This window comes from Labrys sp. 22185, assembly GCF_052045555.1.
Taxonomy (GTDB): Bacteria; Pseudomonadota; Alphaproteobacteria; order Rhizobiales; family Labraceae; genus Labrys; species Labrys neptuniae.
This window is the reverse complement of sequence record NZ_JBQEPH010000001.1, coordinates 274,950-289,344: the sequence shown is the minus strand read 5'-3', so window position 1 is coordinate 289,344 and position 14,395 is coordinate 274,950. Positions and strand designations below refer to the sequence as shown.

The window sequence follows — 14,395 nt, the reverse complement described above, 5'->3', positions numbered from 1 at the left end:
CTTATCCCCAACCTCCGTAGGCCAGGCCTTTCGATCGCCGCCATCAGGCGCCCTCCCCCTGCTGCAGCAGCGGATGCAGGGCCAGCACGGCCTGGGAGGCCGGCTTGTCGGTGCGATGCAGCGTCATACTCCAGCCATAACGGTGCGTGATCGCCCGCAAGGCGTCACGATGGGCGGCAAGCCGAGCCTCATAGGCCTGGCGGATGTCCTGGGCCCGCGGAGCCTGGAACTTCGCTCCCGTTTCAGGATCGATCAGTTCGGTACGGCCGGCAAACGGAAAGGTCTCTTCGATCGGATCGGCGACGACCAGGAGATGACCGCGCGCGCCGCGAGCCGCCAGGGCCGCAATGGTGCCCCCCGTTACTTCCGGCTCGTCGAGAAAATCACCGATCAGAATGGCTTCGCTGCGAGGCCCGAGCGCAATCCGCTCGGGCAGTCCGCTGCGCTCCGCCGTGGCGGGCGGAGCCGCCGCCATCAAGGCGAGAGCGAATTTTTCGATGATCGCCCTCTGCGAGGTCGGCCTGGCCAGGCCGATCAGGCCGACGCGTTCACCGCCCTGCACCAGGAGGTCGGCAAAAGCCAGGCACAGCACCAGCGCCCGTTCGAGCTTGGAGGTCTGCGCCAGGTTCGACGCCAGATTCATCGAGATCGAACGATCGACCCACAGCCACAGGGTCTGGGCCGCGTCCCATTCGTGCTCGCGCACATAAAGTTCGTCGCCACGCGCCGACCGGCGCCAGTCGACATTGGCAGCCGCCTCTCCGGGGGCAAAATGGCGGAACTGCCAGAAATTCTCGCCCTGTCCGGCCCGGCGGCGGCCATGCAGGCCATGCAATGCCGTTGCCGCCACGCGGCGCGCCTCCAGGGCAAGCCTGGGCATGGCTTCGGCCAGATCGAGCGCCGCCTGCTGCAGGCCTGATGACCTGACCGCCTTATGCTCGTCGATCAGCCGCGTGGAAACCGCCATTCGGCTCAGCCCAATTTGCGCGCAAGGCGTCCGATCACGCCCTCGATGCTCTCGCCATCGGCCCGGGCGGCAAAGCTGAGGGCCATGCGGTGCTTGAGCACGGGTTCGGCGAGAGCGATGACATCGTCGATCGAAGGAGAGAACCGGCCCTGCACCAGGGCACGTGCCCGCACAGCGAGCATCAGGGCCTGGCTGGCGCGCGGGCCCGGGCCCCAGGCGATCTTGCCGGCAAGGTCTGGCGTCTCGCCGGGGCGGGCCGAGCGCACCAGCGTGAGGATCGCCTCGACCACCGATTCGCCGACCGGCAACCGCCGGACCAGGCGTTGTGCGCCCAGGAGATCCTCCACGCTCATGGCGGGCCGCGCGGGAGCCTCCTCGGTGCCCGTGGTGAAGAGCAAAATGCGCTTCTCGTCCTCGCGATCGGGATAGGGCACGTCGATCTGCATCAGGAAACGGTCGAGCTGGGCTTCCGGCAAGGGGTAGGTGCCCTCCTGCTCGAGGGGGTTCTGCGTCGCCAGGACATGGAAGGGCTTGGGCAGGTCGTGGCGCTCGCCCGCCACGGTGATGTGGTATTCCTGCATCGCCTGCAGCAGGGCCGACTGGGTGCGCGGCGAAGCGCGGTTGATCTCGTCGGCCATCAGCAATTGGGCAAAAACCGGGCCACGCACGAAACGGAAGCTGCGCTTGCCGGTCTCGCTGGCGTCGAGCACTTCGGTGCCGAGGATGTCCGAGGGCATCAGGTCCGGCGTGAACTGCACGCGCTTGGCATCGAGCCCCAGCACCACGCCGAGCGTTTCGACCAGCTTGGTCTTGGCAAGGCCGGGGACGCCGACGAGCAGGCCGTGCCCGCCGGACAGCAAGGTGATCAGGGCGCCATCGACCACGGCCTCCTGGCCGAAGATCACGCCATGCACCGCTTCGCGGGCCCGCTTGATCAGGTCTGCCGTGTTTTCAGCCGAGCGGATGATGGCTTCATCGAGATTGGTGGCGGTATCGGCCGTCATCATGCCTCGCAGGAAACGCGCCGGACAGGCGCTGGATAATGGGAAAGCTTGCGCGATTCCCTTGTATCGCAGGATACTAGAGAGCAACTAAGGCAGGAGCGAGAGCTTGTCTGTCGTTTTCACGTCCGTTTTATCACCGAGTGTTTTCGACTATGGCCCAGACCGATCTGGCCGGATTGACCAAGGCCGTCAAGGAAACCGGCAAACATGCCGGCGCCCGTCCGGTGCATCTGTGGAATCCCCCGTTCTGCGGCGATATCGACATGCGCATCGCGGCCGATGGCAGCTGGCATTACATGAAGAGCCCGATCGGGCGGATCGAACTCGTCAAGCTGTTTGCCTCGATCCTGCGCCGTGACGAGGATCGCTATGTGCTGGTGACGCCGGTGGAGCGCGTCGGCATCGCAGTGGATGACGTGCCCTTCGTCGCCGTGGAAATGCGCGTGGAAACAGGCGCAGGCGGGCAGATCCTGTCCTTCCGCACCAATGTCGACGACTGGACCGAGGCCGGCCCGGACCATCCCATGCGGTTCGAGATCGGGGCTTCCGAGGGGCTGAAGCCCTATGTGCATGTGCGCGCCGGCCTTTGGGCTCGGGTCAATCGCGCTCTCTATTACGATCTTGCCGACCTCGGCGAGATCCGGGAAGTCGACGGGGTCGCCATGTTCGGCGTCGCCTCTGGCGGCAGCTTCTTTGCCATGGCCCCTGCCGATGAAATCGGTGCCGAGCCTCGAAACACCAATCCCTGACATGCTGACCGCCCTGCCCCCTGAGACCCACCATCCCGAGCTCGAGGCCTTCCTCGAACGAGCCCGACACCGGCTTGCCGTCGAGGCGCCGGCAGGGCTCCATCTCGACAGCGTGCCTGATCATGGCGATCACCGCTTCTCCCCCGGCCTGCTTGCCGAATTGCCTGCGGCGCCCTCCAAGCCAGCGGCCGTGCTGATCGCCCTCATCGACCGGCCCGACGGACCCACGGTGCTGCTCACCCATCGTTCGAGCGCACTGCGCAACCATTCGGGCCAGATCGCTTTTCCCGGCGGTCGCATCGATCCCGACGACGGCAGCGCCCTGGCAGCTGCGATGCGCGAGGCCGAGGAGGAGGTCGGGCTGTCGGCCAGCCTGATCAGCCCGATCGGCTATCTCGATCTCTATCTTACGGGCTCGGGCTACCGTATCGCGCCGGTGGTGGCCCTGGCCGATCCGGGCATGGTGCTGCATCTCAATCCCGCCGAGGTCGACAGCGTGTTCGAATGCCCGCTCGCCTTCCTGATGGATCCGGCCAACCACATTGCCGAAAGCCGGGAATGGCGCGGAGCCATGCGCCAATATTATGCAATTCCCTGGCAGGGCCACTATATCTGGGGCGTGACGGCGGGGATCATCCATACCCTCTATGAGCGGATCTATGGCTGAGACGATGAAGGTCGCAAGCTGATGTTCCGGCCTTTCCTGTTCGAGGCAGTGCTGTTCATCCTGCCTTTCCTGGTCCATGGGATCTGGGTGCTGCTGCGCGGCGGCCAGCCTGGCACCCCCGAGCGGACAGGGGTCCCGCTGCTGCGACTGATCGCGCTGGGTGTGGTGAGCATGGCGGTTGGCCTGGCGCTCTTTGCCCATTATGGCGGAGCCCCTGCCGGCAGTGCCTATGTCCCCGCGCATATGGAGGACGGCAAGCTGGTCGAGCCTCAGACACGATAGGGAAAAGTGCGCATTCTCCGAATCGGATTTTCTCTCTAACTTATTGTTTTGACGCATTTTCTCAGCTGAGAAGCCCGACGACTTTTCTTGAAGATGCCATTGGATGCATGACCGGATGGATGAGCGTTTCCCCTGGCTCGACAAGCCCCCCTTGTCGACGCTGCTCGCGGCCCTGAACCAAGACGGGGAAGAAGCGCGGGTGGTGGGAGGCGCCGTGCGCAATGCCTTGCTCGGCGAGGCCGTCGCCGACTGGGACATCGCCACCACGGCCCTGCCCGTCGAGACCCAGGCCCGGGCTCGGGCGCGCGGCTGGAAGGTCGTGCCCACCGGCATCGAGCACGGCACCGTGACCGTGGTCATCGATGGCCACCCGCTCGAAGTGACGACGCTGCGCGAGGACATCGAGACCGACGGCCGCCGCGCCGTGGTGCATTTCGGCCGCGACTTCCGGGCCGACGCCTTCCGGCGCGACTTCACCATCAATGCCCTCTCGCTCACCCCCGACGGCCGGCTGCACGACTATGCCAGCGGCCTTGCCGACATCGCCGAGCGGCGGGTGCGCTTCCTCGGCGAGGCCGATCAGCGTATCGCCGAGGATTATCTGCGCATTCTGCGTCTTTTTCGCTTTCATGCCCGTTTCGGGCAGGGACCGCTCGATAAAGCGAGCTTCACAGCGGCGATACGCGGACGCGAGGGCCTGCGCCGGCTCTCGGCCGAACGCATCAGGGCCGAGCTCCTCAAACTGCTCACGGCGCCGCACGCCAGCGAGGTCCTCGCCGAGATCGACGCTGCCGGTTTTCTCGGCATCCTGCTGGGGGGTATATCACGCATCGAGGCGTTTCGTCGCCTCGCGGACCTCGAAGCCCGGGGCCAGACGAAACCCGACGCCATCCGGCGGCTGGCGGCCCTCAGCCTGTTCACGCGGCAAGATGCCGAGCGGCTGGCGGCACGGCTGCGGCTATCGAACGCCGAGGCCAAACGCCTGGCCACGATTGCCCTGTTGCTGGAGCGCGTCAGACACGCCCCCACCCTTCCCAAGGCCCGGGAATGGCTTTATCGCCTGGGCCCGGAGCTTTATCGCGACGGCATGCTCGTCGCGGCCGCGCACCACCCCGACGCCGATTTTGCCGAGGCCCTGGCTTTACCGGAGCATTGGAGCATTCCCGAGCCCCCCTTCAGCGGGAGGGATCTCGCGCAATTCGGCATCAAGCCTGGCCCGCGCATCGGCCGCATCCTCGCGCGCGCCGAGCAGGCCTGGATCGACGGCGGCTTCGCGGAGGATGGCGCGCAGCGTCAGGCCATCCTGGACGAAGCAGTGCGCATGACCACCTGACCAGCCCGATATCTGGAATGCCCGGCCGGTTCAGCCGCCGCGCGCAGCGCCCGCAACCCCTTCGAAGGCCCCCTCCACCAGTTCTTTCACCAGGAGGCGCAGGGGATCGACCGGCCCGGGCAGCATGACCCGTCCTGGCGCGATGCGCTTGAAGCCGACCCGGCTGTAATAGGGCTCGTCGCCCACCAGGATGACGAGCCGATGGCCAATCTCGGCGGCCTCGGTCAGGCTGGCCTGCATCAGCGTCAGGCCGATGCCGCGCGAGCGGAAGGCGGGCTCCACCGTCAAGGGCCCGAGCAGCAAGGCCGGGGCCTCGCCGACATGGATCGGTGTCAGCCGGATCGAGCCCACGATCATCGAACCGATGCGCGCCACATAGGACAGTTTGGGATGCGGCGGCACGCCTTCGCGCAGGCGGAAGGCCGTGCGGGCAAAGCGGCCGGGCCCAAAGGCCCGTTCGTGCAGCTTGTCGATGACGGCACCGTCGTCGGGCGTCTCGGGGGTGAGGTCGATGGCGATTTCAGGCATTGCGATGGTTCCGGCAGGCAGGGAGCGCCCGCCGGCTTGACCGTTCAGGCGCGCGAAAGGGAGTGGGGCGAAACCACGGTTCGTCGTCGCAGCTGAAGGCTCTTCGTCATCATGGCCGGCGCGTACAGCAAAAGAGGCCGCCTTACAACCGGATTTATCGATGGGACGATATTTTGCTGCGCGGATCGTGCCATTTCGGGAACCCGCGCGTCGCAAATGCCGTCGGCACGGACCGCCGCATCACCACAGGCCATCCGGCTGTCGCCGTCCCGCCACTTCATCGAGCCGACGGCGGGTCGCCTTAGTGGTTTCCTCCGGCAGGGCATCGAGGGGAAAGAAGCCGGCCTCGGCGATCTCGTGATCCGGCAGGCGGGGTTGTGCCTGGGTGTAGTGCCGCACCAAGAAGAAGGCAATGTGGTCGCGGCGGCTGATCTCCCGATTCCAGTAGAGCCCCTGCAGCTCGGGCGATGCATCGAGATGGATATGCCCCTCCTCATCCAGCTCACGGGCCAGGGCCTCCAGTGCGGTTTCCCCGGTCTCGACGCCTCCTCCCGGAAGATACCAGCCCGGCACATAGGTATGCCGCACCAGAAAGACCCTGCCCTGCCCGTCGAGCACGGCGGCGCGCACGCCCAAAGTCATACCGCGCTGCATGCGGGAATAGATCATGAAAAGCGGAGTCACCAGACGTCCGATCTTCTGTCGCAATGTAATTGAAGAAGAATTCATTCATCGACGCTCAGTGAGTGGAAGGAAGTGGCCCGGCCCTGTCTGGGATCATATCGCAAAAAAACTTCCCACACCCTGCCATCCCGCCCATGCATGGCTGTCCAGCGTGCCAAGCAGCCTTTACCGGCTGGTAAAATACCTGTTCCTGCGGTATAGAAGCGCCACCCTAATAGAGGAGACCCAGGGGCTTTCGCCCCGGTATAGTTCGATGTTTACCTATTTCCGGCTGCTTGCCAGCGCCGTTCGTATCCGTGCCAAGACCCAGGCTACCCGCGACACTGTCGCATTGTTGACCTTCAGCAAAGCTTAACGATCGTCCCGCTGCGTAGCGGCGGTTGATGGTCCCCGGCCAAAACGACGCCTGCCGTTCGCGAGAACGCGCAGGCGTTTTGCGTTGACAGAGGCAGGCCATATGGCCACGCTAGCGTCACTGCCTGTCGCTTCGTGATTACCCTGCCTCCCCGATTGCCTCCTCATGTTCAAGCTCGCGCATCTTTCAGACCCCCATATCGGGCCTTTGCCGCGAGCCAGGGCCAAGGAACTGGCGGGAAAGCGGGTTCTGGGCTGGATCAACTGGAATCGAGGGCGCCGGGACGTCCACCGCATGGATGTGCTGCAGCAACTCCTGGTGGATTTGCATGCGCAGGCGCCCGACCATATCGCCTTGACCGGCGACGTGGTCAATCTCGCTCTGCCTGGCGAGTATCCGGCGGCGCGCGCTTTTCTCGAAACCGTCGGCGCGCCCGACTTCGTCTCGCTGGTGCCCGGCAATCACGATGCCTACACCAAGGGCGGCGCCCTCCATTTGCTCTCGGCCTTCGATCCCTGGATGCGCGGCGACAACGCCGGCGCCCATCCCCTCGACGAGGACGAGCGCTTTCCCTATGTGCGCATCCGCGGAAAAGTGGCGCTTGTCGGCCTGTCCAGTGCCATCCCCACCGCGCCGTTCATGGCCACCGGCAAGCTCGGTCCGCGCCAGATCGCCAAGCTCGGCCCCATCCTCGAACATCTGGAGCATGAAGGCTATTGCCGCGTGGTCATGCTGCATCATCCCGTGCGACGTCAGGATGCCGGACCGACCGCGATGCTGATCGATTGCGACCGGCTGAACGCCGTGCTGCGCCGTACCGGGGCAGAGCTCGTCCTGCACGGGCATATCCACACCGGGCTGGTGCATCGCATCAAGGGCCCCAAGGGGCCGATACCGGTGGTCTGCACCCCCTCGGCCTCGGCCGCCCCGGAGCGTGCCCGCTGGCCGGCCTCCTACAATCTCTTCTCGATCACCGGCAAACAGAAGAACTGGAAAATCGGGCTGACGGTCCGGGGCTTCGTAGCCGCCGGCCACCCGCCAGAGCAGCTGCGTTCGCAAGAACTGGCCTGAAGGCGGCAGCATCGCTCGAGGAAGTGGATGCGCCGGGCTTGACCCGGCTATCCAGAAGCCACCCGCCGAAGAGAACGGTATTGCCTGCGAGAGCGCCCTGAATGGGAGCGCCCTTCGGAGTTTCTTCCGGATCCGCCGTTACGCGGCAGCCCGCCTGTGGGCGATCACAGCAAGCCGCGCCTGGCCAGGTTGCGCAGGAGGTGGCTGGCACCAAAGGTCCAGGGCGGTGCGTCGGAACTGCGCACCATGCGATTGGTGAGCGAGCCGAGCTCGGGGGCGGCAATGGTGACGATATCACCGATCTTGTGGGTGAAGCCCTTGCCCTTCTCGTCGCGATCATCGATGGGCGCGAACATGGTGCCCAGGAAGAGGACCGCGCCATCGGGATACTGATGGTTGACGCCGATCATCTGCGAGACGAGATCGCCAGGATCGCGGCTGATCTTGGAGATCGAACTCATGCCGGTGAGCCGGTAGCCTTCGGGCCCGCGTACCTCCAGCGTCACGTCGGCGCGCCTGACATGATCGAGCGAGAAGGTGGAGTCGAACAGGCGCACGAAGGGGCCGACCGCCGCCGATGCGTTGTTGTCCTTGGCCTTGGAGAGGAGCAGGGCCGACCGGCCCTCGAAATCGCGTAGGTTGACGTCGTTGCCCAGCGTCGCGCCGACGATCTTGCCGGCAGCAGAAACCACCAGCACCACTTCCGGCTCGGGATTGTTCCAGGTCGAATTGGGATGAAGGCCGGCATCGGCGCCGGTACCGACGGCCGCCATGGGCTGGGCCTTGCTGAAAATCTCGGCATCCGGTCCGATACCGACTTCCAGATATTGCGACCATGCGCCCTGGGCGATCAGCACCTCCTTCAGCTTTGCAGCCTCGGCCGAGCCGGGACGCAGGCGCGCCAGGTCGTCACCGACCAGCTTGACGATCTCAGCCCTGAGGGAAGCGGCTGCAGCCGAGTTTCCCCGCGCCTTCTCCTCGATCACCCGCTCGAGCATCGACACCACGAAGGTGACACCGGCCGCCTTGATGGCCTGGAGATCGATCGGCGCCAGCAGCCAGGGCTTGCGCAGGTCGCGGTTGGCCGGCGGCGTGTTGGCCAGGATTTCCGCCAGGGCCCCGATTTCGGTGGAGGGTGCCGCCTTGGCAGCCTGGGCTGGATTTCGCGCTTCGCAGAGATCCCTGACCGTCGGGAAGCTGGAGGTAATGTCGTGCAGGCCATCCTCCTTGGCAACCACGACGGCCGGTCCCTCGACATCCGGCAGCCAGACACGCCCGATCAATGTCCCGGCGACACCGTCGACCGGGAGGGTATTTTCGGGGGTGAGCGTGAACGACATTGCGGACCTCGCGGCTGGTAAGAGCTCTATCAACCTGCCCTTAGCGTCAACCGCGCGAATGGGCAAGACTTGCATAAGCGGTATACAAAGATATGCGCCGTACGAATGTGGATTAACCTCACGGGTATAGGCCCGTAAGCAAAATTGACTAGCGAGGTATTCTCATGGATTTAAGATTTAACTCAATATATAAAGAGACAAATACAAAATATTTCAAAAATTTAAACGCCAATATTTTGGTATTAGGTTTTGTTTTAAAAGTTTAACACACAAAACCTAACGTCTACGGCCACATTCGGCCATCCCACGCATGCAACTAGTCCGACGAATTCCACGCGATACGGAGCGCTCTAGGTATTAAAGTACGTGCTAGAGACGTTCCGAGATTGCAAAAAAGCTCCGAAAATCTTCCGGCGTGTCCAAGCTGGAATCATAGACAGGATTGCGTGTAGGAAAAGCCGCGATTTGGTCGGGATAATCGGCAATCAGACTTTCGCTCAAAAGATCAACGCCCTCCACTTCAAAATCCGGCGGTATCATCACGGGGTAGCCTCTTCGCTCGCCGCGCACCGGAACCAGTGCCTTGCGCCGGTCACTGGCGTTGTATTGCTTGATCAAACCGGCGATTTCACGCTCCGTCAGTCGCGGCTGATCGCCGACACATAACATGATACCGTCGTACCGCCTCTGGGCCGCGAGCAGGCGCGCGCGCTCAAAAGCACGCCGGATTGCGGTCGCCGCGCCATCGGACGGAGGCGAAGCCACGAATTCGACCGGTGTACGGACGAGCGCCTCCTCGATGCGTTCCTGCTGGTGGCCGGTCACCACAATGACGTCGGCGATGACGCCGCGGATGGTCTCGACGACATGGCGGATCATCGGGCGGGCAGAAATATCGAGCAACAGCTTGTTGCAGCCCATGCGCCGCCCTTCGCCGCCGGCGAGGACGATCGCGATGTAATTCGCCAAAGGCCGATCATCGTCCGTGGGCATGGATGACACTTTTCTCTTTGGAAAAGGCAAAGCGGCATACACGCTTTTGGCCTGATTGGCCATCGTGGAAGCGACCCTCGTGGATGAAATTGATCACGTCCGCGCGGTTAACGCTTCTTTTTGAAAATGGCCGGTAAACTCCGGGTATGTTGCGTCGCGTTGCGTGTTCTCTCGTGCTGGGTACGGTTCTGGGTAGCCTGGCTGGTTGCGGGTCGTTCTTCAATCTCGAAGAGCGAGAACCCTGGCGTGCCCAGGCCGAATCCCAGTGCCTTGCTTCCGGCGAGGTCCGGGAAACCGCCGGCATTCGCATCGCCCAGGCGATCGAAGGACCTGGCGTCTGCGGTGTCGACCACCCCTTCCGCGTCACCGCCCTCAATACCACCGGAGCACCTGCCGCGCCCGTCTATGCGGCGCTGCGGCCCCGCGCACCGGCAACCGTGGCGCCTCAGCCGAATGAGGCGTCTCAGCCGCAATATGCTCCGCAGCCATCGGGCGCACCGGATGGCTTGCTGCCGCCTGCAGCGGTCGGCGACCAGACCGGAGCGATCGGTGACGGCGACGCCTCGGCTCCGATGTCCTACCGGGCTGCTCCATCCCCCGGTCCGGTTCGTATCGCCGACGGTGGCCCCTTCTCGGTTTCGATGGATCGCAGCCTGGTGCTGTCCTGCTCGATGATCCCCGCCATCACACGCTGGCTGGTTCAGGACGTGCAGCCGGCGGCGATGGCCAATTTCGGATCCCCGATCGTGGAGATGACGACGTTCGGCAGCTATTCCTGCCGCCGGCGCAACAATGGCCATTTCGGCCGCATGTCCGAACACGCTTTCGCCAATGCCGTAGACGTCAAGGGCTTCAAGCTGGCCGACGGCCGCGAGACGCGCATCCTGACCGGCTGGCGTGGTTCGGCCCAGGAGCGCGGCTTCTGGCGCGATATCGCCTTTGGCGCCTGCGCCAAGTTCACCACCGTGCTCGGCCCCGGCGCGCCGCTGCACGACAACCATCTGCATCTCGATCTCGCCCGCCACGGCGTACGCAGCAAGAGCATCTGCCGCCCGCGCCCTCCCGCCGGCTGGGTCGCCGCCGCGCAGCGTGGTGCCGGCGGGGCACCGCCGCCGTCCGAGGACTATACGGGCTCGATCCAGGACGTTCCGGCCGGCGGCTATGACGAATGACGGCGCCCTAAGCCAGGAGCGCCGCCTCTTCCTGCCCGATTACACCCAGCCGCGTCGCCGCCCGCAAAAGATGGCGGCGCATGGCGCTGCGCGCATTCGCAGCCGAACCCGCCTCGATGGCACGGCAGATGTCGCCATGTTCCTCGATGACGCTGTCGACATGAGCCGGCCCCTTCTGCGTCAGGGTGTTGCTGCGGGCAACCGTCACGCTCTGATGCAGCAGCAGGGATAGATAGCGCTGGAAATCGGCGACCTTGCCATTGCCGCTTGCCGCCGCGACGGCGCGATGAAACTCGATATCGGCACCGACGCCGAGATCCTCGCCAAGCTTGGTGCGATCCATTTCCTGCAGCCAGTGCCGGAGCGTGGCGAGATCGTCTTGCGAGCGGCGGACTGCGGCGAGACCGGCACCTTCCACTTCGAGGCACAGGCGCAATTCGAATATCTCGCGCAGGGCAATGCCGCTGCCGACTTCGGCATCCCGGATACGGAAGGAGCGCTGCAGCGGGGCGGCGCTGACAAAAACCCCGGCGCCCTGGCGGCTGACCACGATGCCATCGGCCTTCAGCCGGGATACCGCCTCGCGGATCACCGTGCGGCTGACGCCGAAGCTGGCGGCCAGTTCGGGCTCGGTCGGCAGGCGGGCACCCGCTTCATAGCGCCCCTTCTCGATATCCTCCTGCAGCGCGGCAACCACCCGATCGGCCAGAGGCAAGGGCCTGCCGATCCGCCTGTCCTCATCGCCGACAGGCCCCGCAGCTTCCGGGACCGGGCGCATTCGCTCTTTGAGGGCCAAATACGCCTCCTCCTGGATTCTCGAGCGGACCATTGCCGGGATTGGAAATGTTACGCGGACCGACAATCCGTTTCAAAACATCGCGAGACTAAATTCATCATATGACCATGTCACTATGTGATATTGACATGTTTCTACCATTGTGGAAGCCTCCCATCAACTTCGCAAGTCAGGACATACGACCCGATCACGGACTGGCCGCGCGGCTCCCTCGCCCGGCTCGGCAGAATGATCGCCGGCGCAGGAGGACATGACGATGGCACCCATCGATCGGGGCGCGAACGAGACCATCTTCACCCTGGAGGCAACGCAGCTCAAATTCGGCAATGGGGCGGTCGAGGAACTCGACTGGGAGCTCAAGCGCCTTGGGCTGCGCAGGATATTGCTGGTCGCCGATCCTCGGCTGCGCCGGCTCGGGATTACCGAACGCGTCACCGGCATTATAGCGCGCGCCGGCGTCGGCATCAGCGTCTTCGAGAGCATTCTCGTCGAGCCGACCATCGAGTCGCTGGGGGAAGCTGCGGCCTTCGCTGCATCCCAGGATGTCGACGGCTTCGTTGCCCTGGGCGGGGGCTCGACCATCGACACCGCCAAGGTCGCAAACCTGATCCGCAGTCACGGCGGCGCCATCATCGACTATGTCAACGCGCCTGTCGGCGGCGGCCGCAAGCCCCCCTCGCCCCTGCGCCCCCTGATCGCCATCCCGACCACGTCCGGCTCGGGCTCGGAGGCGACCACGGTGGCGGTGCTCGACATTCCCGAACTCAAGATGAAGACCGGCATCTCGCATCGCTACATGCGGCCGACGCTGGCCATCGTCGATCCCGAACTGGCGCGCACCACGCCGGGAGCGGTCACGGCCTCCTGCGGCCTCGACGTCGTCTGCCACGCGGTGGAATCCTTCATCTCCCGCCCCTTCGACGCCAGGCCGCGCCCAGCCACGCCGGATGATCGGCCGCCCTATCAGGGCAGCAATCCGGTGGCCGACATCTGGTCCCTTAAGGCGATCGAGTTCGGCGGGCGCTTCCTCGAGCGCGCCGTCCGCGACGGCAATGACCTGGAAGCGCGTGGCACCATGATGCTCGGCGCCACCATGGCGGGTATCGGCTTCGGCACGGCGGGCGTGCACATCCCGCATGCCTGTGCCTATCCCCTCGCCGGCCTCAAGCACAGCTACAGCGCCCCCGGCTATGAGACGAGCCACAATTTCGTGCCACATGGCTTCTCGGTGATCGTCACCTCCCCCGCCGTGTTCCGCTTCACCTATGACGCAGCGCCCGACAAGCACATCCAGGCCGCCGAGCTCCTCAATGCAGGGCCGATCGCCAATCCGGGCCCGGACTCGCTGCCGGACACCCTGATCAGGCTGATGAAGGCTGTGGGTGCGCCATCGGGCATCGCCGAACTCGGCTATGGCGAGGAAGACATTCCCGCTCTGGTGCAAGGAGCGCTCAAGCAGCAACGCCTCCTGGTCGGCGCCCCCAAGGCCATCGATGCCGCCGGGATCGAGGCCGTCATGCGCCAGTCCCTGCGCAACTGGTAGGCATGCCGGACGGAAAAAATACCAGGAGGAAAGCATGGGTGAGATCGAACTGCACATGTTCCAGTGCGGCACGCTGAAGTGCAAGCTGCACAACATCAAGATGAATCAGGGTGCCAACACGGACTACGAGATCCCCGTGCCCTGGTATCTGCTCAAGCACCCCAAGGGGCTGGTGGTGATCGATGGCGGCAATGCTGTCGAGTGCGCCAGCGATCCACGCGGCTATTGGGGCGGCATCTCGAAGACCTATTGGCCGGTGATGCAAGAGAGCGATGGCTGCGTGCAGAAGCTTGCCGCCATGGGTATTTCGCCTGACGACGTCACCCATGTCGTGCAGTCGCATCTGCATCTCGACCACACCGGCGCGATCGGCCGCTTCCCCAATGCCGTGCATGTCGTGCAACGCCGCGAATATGAATATGCCTATGCGCCGGACTGGTTCGCCGCCGGCGGCTATATCCGCGCGGATTTCGACCGGCCCGGCCTGAAATGGCAATTCCTGGAGGCCGAGGCAACCGATGGCTACGATCTGTTCGGCGATGGCACGCTCAAGATGATCTTCACGCCCGGCCATGCACCGGGTCACCAGTCCTTCCTGGTCACCCTGCCCAAGAGCGGCGCCATCCTGCTGGCTGTCGATGCCGCCTATACGCTCGACCATTGGAACGAGAAGGCCCTGCCCGGCTTCCTTGCCTCGACGGTCGATACGGTGCGCTCCGTGCAGAAGCTGCGGTCCCTGGCGGCGAAGACAGATGCCAAGGTGGTCACCGGCCACGACCCCGACGCCTGGCCGAGCTTCAAGCAGTCTCCGGGCTTCTACGACTGAGCCCGAGGGGCGCCTGGACGATCCAGGCGCCTCGCCAAGCTCGTCAAAAAGCGCGACAGCGATAGAATTGCATGTAGCGCCGCCG

15 protein-coding genes are annotated in these 14,395 nt (G+C 64.6%); 8 read left to right on the top strand and 7 right to left on the bottom strand.

What is annotated here, in order from left to right; genetic code table 11:
• Positions 1 to 43 precede the first annotated feature (43 nt).
• Positions 44 to 967 carry a DUF58 domain-containing protein gene (locus ACTJKX_RS01355; protein ID WP_311933606.1) on the bottom strand — a complete coding sequence of 308 codons (924 nt, stop codon included), beginning with the start codon at positions 965 to 967 and terminating at the stop codon, positions 44 to 46.
• A gap of 5 nt (positions 968 to 972) precedes the next feature.
• Positions 973 to 1,971: an AAA family ATPase gene (locus ACTJKX_RS01350; protein ID WP_394310700.1), complete on the bottom strand. Its 999-nt coding sequence runs from the start codon at positions 1,969 to 1,971 to the stop codon at positions 973 to 975.
• A gap of 152 nt (positions 1,972 to 2,123) precedes the next feature.
• On the opposite strand from ACTJKX_RS01350, the gene ACTJKX_RS01345 reads away from it, so the two are divergent.
• The 4 genes from ACTJKX_RS01345 to ACTJKX_RS01330 all read left to right on the top strand — a co-directional run bounded on the left by ACTJKX_RS01345 (position 2,124) and on the right by ACTJKX_RS01330 (position 5,002).
• Positions 2,124 to 2,720: a DUF1285 domain-containing protein gene (locus ACTJKX_RS01345; protein ID WP_440724121.1), complete on the top strand. Its 597-nt coding sequence runs from the start codon at positions 2,124 to 2,126 to the stop codon at positions 2,718 to 2,720.
• 1 nt (position 2,721) lies between these two features.
• Complete coding sequence (locus ACTJKX_RS01340; RefSeq protein ID WP_311933611.1) at positions 2,722 to 3,387, top strand: CoA pyrophosphatase; 666 nt, start codon at positions 2,722 to 2,724, stop codon at positions 3,385 to 3,387.
• 21 nt (positions 3,388 to 3,408) lie between these two features.
• Complete coding sequence (locus ACTJKX_RS01335) at positions 3,409 to 3,669, top strand: DUF6111 family protein (RefSeq protein WP_440724120.1); 261 nt, start codon at positions 3,409 to 3,411, stop codon at positions 3,667 to 3,669.
• 115 nt (positions 3,670 to 3,784) lie between these two features.
• Complete coding sequence (locus tag ACTJKX_RS01330) at positions 3,785 to 5,002, top strand: CCA tRNA nucleotidyltransferase (RefSeq protein WP_394310338.1); 1,218 nt, start codon at positions 3,785 to 3,787, stop codon at positions 5,000 to 5,002.
• 30 nt (positions 5,003 to 5,032) lie between these two features.
• Here the strand turns inward: ACTJKX_RS01330 and ACTJKX_RS01325 are convergent, their stop codons facing one another.
• Complete coding sequence (locus ACTJKX_RS01325) at positions 5,033 to 5,530, bottom strand: GNAT family N-acetyltransferase (RefSeq protein WP_394310340.1); 498 nt, start codon at positions 5,528 to 5,530, stop codon at positions 5,033 to 5,035.
• Positions 5,531 to 5,770: 240 nt separating this feature from the next.
• Positions 5,771 to 6,214 (bottom strand): NUDIX domain-containing protein, encoded by a 444-nt coding sequence (locus tag ACTJKX_RS01320; protein WP_440724119.1) that lies wholly within the window; start codon positions 6,212 to 6,214, stop codon positions 5,771 to 5,773.
• A gap of 520 nt (positions 6,215 to 6,734) precedes the next feature.
• On the opposite strand from ACTJKX_RS01320, the gene ACTJKX_RS01315 reads away from it, so the two are divergent.
• Positions 6,735 to 7,640 carry a metallophosphoesterase family protein gene (locus tag ACTJKX_RS01315; RefSeq protein ID WP_311933620.1) on the top strand — a complete coding sequence of 302 codons (906 nt, stop codon included), beginning with the start codon at positions 6,735 to 6,737 and terminating at the stop codon, positions 7,638 to 7,640.
• A 164-nt stretch (positions 7,641 to 7,804) separates the two neighbouring features.
• Here the strand turns inward: ACTJKX_RS01315 and ACTJKX_RS01310 are convergent, their stop codons facing one another.
• Both ACTJKX_RS01310 and ACTJKX_RS01305 read right to left on the bottom strand, forming a co-directional pair.
• Positions 7,805 to 8,980: a fumarylacetoacetate hydrolase family protein gene (locus ACTJKX_RS01310; RefSeq protein ID WP_367624167.1), complete on the bottom strand. Its 1,176-nt coding sequence runs from the start codon at positions 8,978 to 8,980 to the stop codon at positions 7,805 to 7,807.
• A gap of 369 nt (positions 8,981 to 9,349) precedes the next feature.
• Positions 9,350 to 10,036: a nucleotidyltransferase family protein gene (locus ACTJKX_RS01305; protein ID WP_440724118.1), complete on the bottom strand. Its 687-nt coding sequence runs from the start codon at positions 10,034 to 10,036 to the stop codon at positions 9,350 to 9,352.
• Between the two features lie 110 nt (positions 10,037 to 10,146).
• On the opposite strand from ACTJKX_RS01305, the gene ACTJKX_RS01300 reads away from it, so the two are divergent.
• A complete protein-coding gene (locus tag ACTJKX_RS01300; protein WP_440724117.1) occupies positions 10,147 to 11,145 on the top strand; it encodes an extensin-like domain-containing protein in 999 nt (332 codons plus the stop codon).
• A gap of 7 nt (positions 11,146 to 11,152) precedes the next feature.
• Here ACTJKX_RS01300 and ACTJKX_RS01295 read toward each other — a convergent pair whose 3' ends face one another.
• Positions 11,153 to 11,941, bottom strand: coding sequence for a FadR/GntR family transcriptional regulator (locus ACTJKX_RS01295; protein ID WP_440724116.1), 789 nt, complete (start codon positions 11,939 to 11,941; stop codon positions 11,153 to 11,155).
• A 250-nt stretch (positions 11,942 to 12,191) separates the two neighbouring features.
• Between ACTJKX_RS01295 and ACTJKX_RS01290 the strand changes: the two genes are divergently transcribed.
• Both ACTJKX_RS01290 and attM read left to right on the top strand, forming a co-directional pair.
• Positions 12,192 to 13,484, top strand: coding sequence for a hydroxyacid-oxoacid transhydrogenase (locus ACTJKX_RS01290; RefSeq protein WP_394310343.1), 1,293 nt, complete (start codon positions 12,192 to 12,194; stop codon positions 13,482 to 13,484).
• Between the two features lie 34 nt (positions 13,485 to 13,518).
• Entirely contained in the window at positions 13,519 to 14,310 is a 792-nt protein-coding gene (gene attM, locus ACTJKX_RS01285; protein WP_440724115.1) for an AttM family quorum-quenching N-acyl homoserine lactonase, read from the top strand.
• The last annotated feature ends 85 nt before the right edge of the window (positions 14,311 to 14,395 follow it).

Coding starts and splice junctions, on each gene's coding strand:
- ACTJKX_RS01355 (WP_311933606.1), bottom strand. CDS start 967: ATGGCGGTTTCCACGCGGCTGATCGACGAGCATAAGGCGGTCAGGTCA.
- ACTJKX_RS01350 (WP_394310700.1), bottom strand. CDS start 1,971: ATGACGGCCGATACCGCCACCAATCTCGATGAAGCCATCATCCGCTCG.
- ACTJKX_RS01345 (WP_440724121.1), top strand. CDS start 2,124: ATGGCCCAGACCGATCTGGCCGGATTGACCAAGGCCGTCAAGGAAACC.
- ACTJKX_RS01340 (WP_311933611.1), top strand. CDS start 2,722: ATGCTGACCGCCCTGCCCCCTGAGACCCACCATCCCGAGCTCGAGGCC.
- ACTJKX_RS01335 (WP_440724120.1), top strand. CDS start 3,409: ATGTTCCGGCCTTTCCTGTTCGAGGCAGTGCTGTTCATCCTGCCTTTC.
- ACTJKX_RS01330 (WP_394310338.1), top strand. CDS start 3,785: ATGGATGAGCGTTTCCCCTGGCTCGACAAGCCCCCCTTGTCGACGCTG.
- ACTJKX_RS01325 (WP_394310340.1), bottom strand. CDS start 5,530: ATGCCTGAAATCGCCATCGACCTCACCCCCGAGACGCCCGACGACGGT.
- ACTJKX_RS01315 (WP_311933620.1), top strand. CDS start 6,735: ATGTTCAAGCTCGCGCATCTTTCAGACCCCCATATCGGGCCTTTGCCG.
- ACTJKX_RS01310 (WP_367624167.1), bottom strand. CDS start 8,980: ATGTCGTTCACGCTCACCCCCGAAAATACCCTCCCGGTCGACGGTGTC.
- ACTJKX_RS01305 (WP_440724118.1), bottom strand. CDS start 10,036: ATGGCCAATCAGGCCAAAAGCGTGTATGCCGCTTTGCCTTTTCCAAAG.
- ACTJKX_RS01290 (WP_394310343.1), top strand. CDS start 12,192: ATGACGATGGCACCCATCGATCGGGGCGCGAACGAGACCATCTTCACC.
- attM (WP_440724115.1), top strand. CDS start 13,519: ATGGGTGAGATCGAACTGCACATGTTCCAGTGCGGCACGCTGAAGTGC.